Here is a 260-nt window from a genome sequence, read left to right as displayed (position 1 = left end):
CGATATTATTGGCCGCATCGGCGGTGAGGAATTTTCAGTCTTTTTGCCCCATACTGAGATCAAACCCGCGCTCAAAAACGCTGAGAAATTACGCTACGCAGTTGAGAGCATAGAGGTTCACCCTGTGGAGGGACAGAATTATCCGCTTAGCATAAGCATCGGGCTTACACTTTCCGCACCCGCTTATACCACGTCACAACTGATGCGTATGGCTGATCAGAGCCTGTATCAGGCCAAAGCCAACGGCCGCAATCAGATTG

Annotated in this window: 1 protein-coding gene; it reads left to right on the top strand. The window is 50.4% G+C overall.

The genetic code is table 11. The features are described from left to right. Positions 1-260 (top strand): GGDEF domain-containing protein (locus HBA93_RS21895; protein WP_221724654.1); only part of this gene is annotated, 260 nt, incomplete at both ends.

The organism is Ochrobactrum sp. SFR4 (genome assembly GCF_019730395.1).
In the GTDB taxonomy this organism is placed as follows: domain Bacteria; phylum Pseudomonadota; class Alphaproteobacteria; order Rhizobiales; family Rhizobiaceae; genus Pseudochrobactrum.
This window is presented reverse-complemented; position numbering and strand designations above follow the sequence as displayed.